This is a genomic window from Nostocoides australiense Ben110, from assembly GCF_001050535.1.
Taxonomy (GTDB): domain Bacteria; phylum Actinomycetota; class Actinomycetes; order Actinomycetales; family Dermatophilaceae; genus Nostocoides_A; species Nostocoides_A australiense.
In genome coordinates this window covers 2596686-2603971 of the sequence record NZ_HG764815.1, presented here as the reverse complement: position 1 = coordinate 2603971, position 7286 = coordinate 2596686, and the positions used below count along the sequence as shown (strand labels likewise).

The 7286-nt window shown below is 68.8% G+C and carries 8 protein-coding genes; 1 reads left to right on the top strand and 7 read right to left on the bottom strand.

The genetic code is table 11. From position 1 onward, the window contains the following. From nuoE to BN11_RS12490, 6 genes are all read right to left on the bottom strand, one after another. The coding region (gene nuoE, locus BN11_RS12515) for an NADH-quinone oxidoreductase subunit NuoE (protein WP_083433726.1) at window positions 1-585 on the bottom strand (585 nt) is incomplete at its 3' end. Continuing rightward, on the bottom strand, window positions 585-2000 hold the full coding sequence (locus BN11_RS12510) for an NADH-quinone oxidoreductase subunit D (RefSeq protein WP_083433725.1): 1416 nt from the start codon (window positions 1998-2000) through the stop codon (window positions 585-587). The genes BN11_RS12510 and nuoE, both read right to left, overlap by 1 nt. Then, window positions 2000-2794, bottom strand: coding sequence for an NADH-quinone oxidoreductase subunit C (locus tag BN11_RS12505; protein ID WP_083433724.1), 795 nt, complete (start codon window positions 2792-2794; stop codon window positions 2000-2002). Before BN11_RS12505 ends, BN11_RS12510 begins: the two co-directional genes overlap by 1 nt. After that, window positions 2791-3372, bottom strand: coding sequence for a NuoB/complex I 20 kDa subunit family protein (locus BN11_RS12500; RefSeq protein WP_048698187.1), 582 nt, complete (start codon window positions 3370-3372; stop codon window positions 2791-2793). Before BN11_RS12500 ends, BN11_RS12505 begins: the two co-directional genes overlap by 4 nt. A gap of 16 nt (window positions 3373-3388) precedes the next feature. Further along, entirely contained in the window at window positions 3389-3751 is a 363-nt protein-coding gene (locus tag BN11_RS12495; protein WP_048698185.1) for an NADH-quinone oxidoreductase subunit A, read from the bottom strand. Between the two features lie 97 nt (window positions 3752-3848). After that, a complete protein-coding gene (locus BN11_RS12490) occupies window positions 3849-5141 on the bottom strand; it encodes a geranylgeranyl reductase family protein (RefSeq protein ID WP_083433723.1) in 1293 nt (430 codons plus the stop codon). A 252-nt stretch (window positions 5142-5393) separates the two neighbouring features. Between BN11_RS12490 and BN11_RS12485 the strand changes: the two genes are divergently transcribed. Next, complete coding sequence (locus tag BN11_RS12485) at window positions 5394-6410, top strand: hypothetical protein (RefSeq protein WP_048698183.1); 1017 nt, start codon at window positions 5394-5396, stop codon at window positions 6408-6410. Window positions 6411-6494: 84 nt separating this feature from the next. Here BN11_RS12485 and BN11_RS12480 read toward each other — a convergent pair. After that, the coding region (locus BN11_RS12480; protein WP_048698181.1) for an isochorismate synthase at window positions 6495-7286 on the bottom strand (792 nt) is incomplete at its 5' end.

Genomic DNA, 7286 nt, shown 5'->3' with positions numbered 1-7286 from the left:
TGTCCACTGGCGGTCCGGGCCACGGGTCGGCTTGACCGGGGCGCCGCTGCGCAGGTCGTCGACCAGTTGCACGGTCGATTCGGGGGTCTGGTTGTCGTAGAACTCCCAGTTGACCATCACGACCGGGGCGAAGTCACACGCGGCATTGCACTCGACGCGCTCGAGAGTGATCTTGCCGTCGCTGCTGGTCTCGTCGTGTTCGAGGTCGAGGTGCTCGCTGACGGTGTCCCAGATCTTGTCGCCGCCCATGATCGCGCACAGCGTGTTGGTGCAGACGCCGACGGTGTAGTCGCCGTTGGGGTGGCGCTTGTACTGGGTGTAGAAGGTCGCGACACCGCTAACCTCGGCCTCGGACAGCCCGAGGACCTCGGAGCAGAATCTCACGCCGCGGCCGGCCACATAGCCGTCGACGCTCTGCACCAGGTGCAGCAGCGGCAGCAGCGCGGACCGCTTCTGGGGATAGCGCGCGATGACCGCCTCGGCGTCCTGATGCAACTTCGCCAGGACGTCCGCGGCATACGGCTCCTTGCTCTCTGCGGAGACGTGCAGGAAACCGGACGCGGTTTGTTCGCCGTAGTGCTCCATCAGCGGTCGACTCCACCCATAACAGGATCAATGGAGGCCACGGCGACGATGACGTCGGCGAGCTGGGCGCCTTCGCACAGTGCGGCCACGGCCTGCAGGTTGTTGAAGCTGGGCTCGCGGAAATGCGCGCGATAGGGCCGGGTGCCGCCGTCGGAGACGGCGTGACAGCCGAGCTCGCCCTTGGGGGACTCGACCGCGGCATACGCCTGGCCCGGCGGGACGCGGAAGCCCTCGGTGACGAGCTTGAAGTGGTGGATGAGGGACTCCATCGAGGTGCCCATGATCTCGGCGATGTGCGCGGGGCTGTTGCCCATGCCGTCGGGGCCGACGGACAGTTGCGCCGGCCAGGCGATCTTCTTGTCCTCGACCATCACGGGGCCGGGGTTGTCCTGCAGTTCGGCGACGACCTGCTCGACGATCTTCAGCGACTCCCACATCTCCTTCACGCGCAGCCAGAGCCGGTCGTAGGCGTCGGCACCGGTGCGGGTGGGAACGTCGAATTCGTATTTCTCGTAGCCGCAGTAGGGCGTGGCCTTGCGCAGGTCGAGCGGGTAACCGGCGCTGCGCAGCATGGGGCCGGTGATGCCGAGCGCCATGCAGCCGGTCAGGTCCAGATAGCCGATGCCGACCAGCCGGCCCTTCAGGATGGGGTTCTCGAGCATGAGCAGTTCGAGCTCGCGGATGCCCTGGCGCAGTTCGGGGATGATGTCGCGGACGGCCTGGATCGCGCCGGCGGGCAGGTCCTGCGCGACGCCGCCGGGGCGCACGTAGGCGTTGTTCATCCGCAGGCCGGAGACCATCTCGAAGATGTTGAGGATGCGCTCACGCTCGCGGAACCCGATCGTCATGACCGTGGTCGCGCCGAGCTCCATGCCGCCGGTGCCCAGGCACACCAGGTGGCTGCCGATGCGGTTGAGTTCCATCATCAGGACGCGGATCGCACTGGCGCGGGCCGGGATCTGGTCGGTGATGCCGAGCAGCTTCTCGACGGCCAGGCAGTAGGCCGTCTCGGTGAAGATCGGCATGAGGTAGTCCATGCGCGTGCAGAAGGTCACGCCCTGGGTCCAGGTGCGAAACTCCATGTTCTTCTCGATGCCGGTGTGCAGGTAGCCGATTCCGGCGCGTGCCTCGGTGACCGTCTCGCCCTCGATCTCGAGGATGAGCCGGAGCACGCCGTGTGTCGACGGGTGCTGCGGGCCCATGTTGACGACGATCCGCTCCTCGGGGCGGGAGCCGACCTCGCCGACGATGTCGTTCCAGTCGCCGCCGACGGCGTTGAAGACGCGACCCTCGGACGGTTCGCCGGGGGCGGCATACAGGTCGGCCTGCTCGTCGAGGTCGTCGATATGGCGGACCTCGTCGGGATCGGCGGCGGTGTAGACGGTGCTGCCGCTCGCGCTGTGTGGGGTCGTCATTATGAGTAGGACCTCCGCTGGTCCGGCGGGGGAACGGTCCCGCCCTTGTATTCCACTGGGATCCCGCCGAGCGGGTAGTCCTTGCGCTGGGGGTGGCCGGGCCAGTCGTCCGGCATGAGGATCCGGGTCAGCGCGGGGTGGCCGTCGAAGACGACGCCGAACATGTCCCACGTCTCCCGCTCGTGCCAGTCGGCGGCGGGATAGGTGCCGACGACGCTCGGGATGTGCGGGTCGGCGTCGGGGGCGGTCACTTCGAGCCGGATGCGCCGGTGGCCGTTGGTGATCGACATCAGGTGATAGACGACGTGCAACTCGTTGCCGATGTCGCTCGGGAAGTGCACGCCCGAGACGGACAGGCACAACTCGAAGCGCAGCGCCGGGTCGTCGCGCAGGGCGCGGACGACGGCGGGCAGGTGCTCGCGCGGGATGACGAAGGTGATCTCGCCGCGGTCGATGACGGTGCGGGCGATCTGGCCCTGGTCGGTGGCAGCCTCGAGGGCGTCGGCGATGGCGTCGAAGTCGCCGCCGTAGGGGCGCACGGCTGCTCCGGGATAGAGGATCGGGCTCCGCAGGCCGCCGTATCCGGTCGTGTCACCGGTGTCGTGAGCGCCGAACATGCCGGTGCGCTCGCCGCGCTGGACCGGCTCGGGGGTGGTGCCGGGCTGGGCCGGAAGATTCTCGGCGCCGGGGACGGGCGGGGTCTCGATCGTCTTTTCGGCCCGGTCGATGGCCGGCTCGTTGGGCTTGGCCGGCTCGGCGGGGGGCTGGTCGGCGGGCTTGGGGGTCTCGGTCATGCCAGCAGGCTCTTTCCGGCCAGGTGGTCGTGGGTCGGGGCCATCAGCGAGGTCGGGGTAGCCTCGAGCGCGGCCTTCTCGGCGGCGCGGGCGGCGGCGACGCGGTTGACGCCGAGCTTGGAGTGGCGGATCTGGTCGTGCAGCGTGAGGATCGCGTTGAGCAGCATCTCCGGGCGCGGCGGGCACCCGGGCAGATAGACGTCGACGGGGACGATGTGGTCGACGCCCTGGACGATCGCGTAGTTGTTGAACATGCCGCCGGAGCTGGCGCACACGCCCATGGAGATGACCCACTTGGGGTTGGGCATCTGGTCGTAGACCTGGCGCAGGACCGGCGCCATCTTCTGGCTGACGCGGCCGGCGACGATCATCAGGTCGGCCTGTCGCGGGGAGGCGGAGAACTTCTCCATCCCGAAGCGGGCGATGTCGTAGTCGGGCGTGCCGACGGCCATCATCTCGATGGCGCAGCAGGCCAGGCCGAAGGTGGCCGGCCAGATCGAACTCTTCTGCAGCAGGCCGGCGACGTTCTCGACGGTGCTGAGCAGAAATCCGGCGGGGAGTTTCTCTTCGATACCCATGTGTCAGTGGCTCCTGTCAGTCCCAGTCCAGGCCGCCGCGCCGCCAGACGTAGGCGTAGGCGATGAAGACGGTGAGGATGAAGAGCACCATCTCCACGAGCGCGAACAGTCCCAGGCCGCCGAAGGCGACGGCGAAGGGGTAGAGGAAGACGGACTCGACGTCGAAGATGATGAACAGCATCGCCGTCAAGAAGTACTTGATCGGCACCCGGCCGCCGCCTTGGGCCTGCGGGCTGGGCTGGATACCGCACTCGTAGGCGTCCATCTTGGCGCGGTTGTATCGCCGCGGCCCGGTGATGGGCGAGATGCCCACCGAGAAGATCGCGAAGCCGGCACCGATCGCCAGGAAGAACAGCAACGGGACATAGGGGTTGTGCATCAGCCAACTCCCCTTTCCATCGACGTGGGGCAGGTCACGGGCGCTTCCTCCGCCATCCTAGGGGGGCCGCCGGTTCGAGCGTTGCACGACATGAGCATCAGGCGTCGGGAGCCATCTTGGACAGGGCGACGATCAGCCGGTCGGAGGCCGAACCGCCGCGCGGCTCAGCGAGATTGGCCATGATCTTGAGCAGCAGCTTCATCAAGGTGGTGCGGGGCAGGCCGTATTTCGTCGCCAGCCGCATCACCTCGGGGTGGCCGATCGCGGAGGCGAACCAGCGGCCGAGGGTGTAGTAGCCGCCGAGGTCGTCCTTCATGACTGCGGGGTATGACGCGAGGACCCGCTCGCGGCCGGCGTCGTCGCCGCGGGCGAAGGCCTGGGCGATGACCTCGGAGGCGAGGCGCCCGGACTCCATCGCGTAGGCGATGCCTTCGCCGTTGAAGGGGTTGACCATGCCGCCGGCGTCGCCGACGAGGAGCAGACCGTCACGGTAGTGCGGCTGGCGGTTGAAACCCATCGGCAGCGCGGCTCCGCGGATCGGGCCGACCATGGTCTCGTCGCTGTAGGTCCACTCCTTGGGCATCGTCGCGACCCAGCGCCGCATGACGTCCTTGTAGTCGGTCTTGCCGAAGGCGCTGGAGGTGTTGAGGATGCCGAGCCCGACGTTGGAGGTGCCGTCACCGACGCCGAAGATCCAGCCGTAACCGGGGAGGAGGATCTTGTTGCCCTCGTCGTCGCTGGACCACAACTCCAGCCAGGACTCGAGGTAGTCGTCGTCGTGGCGGGGGCTGGTGTAATAGGTACGCACGGCCACGCCCATCGGGCGGTCGTCGCGCTTCTCGCGGCCCATCGCCATCGACAGTCGGGAGGAGTTGCCGTCGGCGGCGATGACGAGCGGCGCCTCGAAACGCTGCTCCGGACCGACGGCGCGCCCCTTCTCGTCGCTGGCCTTCGCGGTGACGCCGGTGATGCGGCCGCTCTCGTCACGGATCGGGCCGGTGACATTGGTGGACTCGCGCAGGCGGGCGCCGTGCTTGACGGCGTGCTTGGCGAGGATGTCGTCGAAGTCCTGGCGGGTGCGGACCAGGCCGTATGGCGGGAAGCTGGCCAGGTCGGGCCAGTCCAGCTGCAGCCGCATACCGCCGCCGATGATCCGCAGGCCCTTGTTGCGGATCCACCCCTCTTCTTCGGGGGTGGGGATGCCGAGGGTGATCAGTTCCTTGACCGCGCGCGGGGTCAGGCCGTCGCCGCAGACCTTCTCGCGGGGGAAGCTGGTCTTCTCGAGCAGCAGCACGTCCAGGCCGGACATCGCGAGGTAGGCCGCGGTCGACGACCCCGCCGGGCCGGCGCCGACGACGATGACGTCGGCCTTCTCGGCAGTCTCAGACACAGGGGGGATCCTCGGGAGGCTTGTGAACGGTTTCACGAACCTGCTGAGTCTAGGTCAGCATGGTTGGGGGCCGTGAAGTAAGGCTTACCTAAGATGATCCTGGTCGAGACGGCTGTCCCACGGCGTCCCTCGAATCGAGTGAGCGCGACACGCCCATGTTCAGGTCGAATTCTGGGCGTGTCGCGCTCACTCGACTGGCCCTTGTGGATAGCGACGGGTGCGCGGCGGATGGTGCCGCCACGCTTGACGGGTATGAGGCCGATAGAGCTGCCCGAAGAGCTGGCGGGCGTTGCGTTCACCAGCGATCGCGCCCGGGCACTCGGCGTGCCGAGCAAGGCGCTGCGCACCTCCCGCCTCGAACACCCGACCCGCGGGGTGTGGGCCCAGCACCCCGTCGGCGACGACCTGCGCGAGCGCGCCCGGGCTGCCCACTTGGCCATGTGCGGGGACGCCGCTTTCTCACATGTGACCGGGGCGCGGCTGCTGGTCCTGCCGTTGCCCCCACGCGCGCTGCAGCAGCGCAGGCTCGATGTCTGCACCCGCACCGACGTCGGGCAGCGACGACGGGACGGCTGGGTCGGCCGCCGCGGTTTGGAGACCCGCCAGGTCGTGGTCGTCGACGGCCTGCGGGTGGTCGACCTCGTCGACACGTGGATCGATCTGGCCGCTCTGACCGTGGGGCGCCACCCCACGATGACCCGCGTGGACCTGGTTGTCGTCGGCGATGAGGTGCTCAATCGACTGCTCTGCTTCGCGAACGCTGCGCAACTGACGCCTCGGCGAAAGCCGTACCTGGACGCGGCACTCGTGGCGGCGGCATACCGCGAGATCGACGCGGCCATCGCTCGACGGATCCGGCCACGGGGGAAACGAAACCTGCTCTGGGCACGGGAGCGGATCCGGCCCGGCGTGCGCTCCCCCAAGGAGACCGAGGCCCGGCTGGTCGTCGTCGAGGCCGGCCTGCCGGAGCCGTTGATCAATCACGACATCACCGCCCCGGACGGAAGCGGATGGCTCGGCGAAGGAGACCTGGTGTGGCGCGCCCGCGACGGGTGGGTGGTCGTCGAGTATCAAGGAGCGCACCACGCTGACCGACGCCAGGCCAGCGCTGACGAATTGCGTCAGCGCATCCTCGAGGACAACGGATGCGCGGTGTTCCCGATGTGGGCCGAAGATCTCGATCCGGGGGCTCGGCAGCGGGCTTTCCTCGCGCGAGTCGCGGCCGCCTTGACCCGGCAGGGCGGCCCCACACCACCTCAAGTCGAGTGAGCGCGACACGCCCATGTCCGGGACCAATTATGGGCGTGTCGCGCTCACTCGACTCATCTGGGTCGTCACGGGGTGCCTGAGTCGTCAGGCTGTGGGTGCGGCCGTGAGGGCGTCGCGCATGGGGAGGAATTTCGCGTCCGACTCGGCGACCTCGTCCTCGGGGTCGGAGCCGGCGACGATGCCGCAACCGGCGAAAATGCTGATCTGGCACGGATCCGCCGGATCGAGTTGACCACTGCGCAGCGCGATCCCCCACTCGCCGTCGCCCGCGGCGTCCATCCAGCCGACGGGTCCGGCGTAGCAGCCGCGATCGAGGCCCTCGAGTTCGGTGATGAGGGCATCGGCGGTGGCGGTGGGGGTGCCGCAGACGGCGGCGGAGGGGTGCAGGCTCGCGGCGAGTTCGAGCGAGGTGGCGCCGTCCTCGACGGCGCCGGCCACATCGGTGGCCAGGTGCATCACGTTGGGCAGGTGGAGGACGAACGGGCTCTCCGGGACGTTCATCGAGGCGCAGTGGCGGCCGAGGGCATCGGCGACCGAGCGCACCGCATACTCATGCTCCTCGAGGTCCTTGGAGGAGCGGGCGAGCGAGGCGGACAGGGCCAGGTCGTGGGCGTCGTCGCCGGTGCGGCGGATGGTGCCGGCCAGGACGCGGGAGGAGGCGAGGCCGCGGTCGAGGCGCACGAGCATCTCGGGGGTGGCGCCGATCAGGCCGGCGACGGCGAAAACCCACGTGTTGTCGTAGGAGTCGGCGAGGCGGCGCAGCAGGAAGCGTGGATCGATGGGGGCCTCGGCCCGCGCGACCAGCGAGCGGGCGAGGACGACCTTGTCGAGGGCGCCACTGGTGATGCGCTCGACCGCCTCCCCCACCGCGATCGC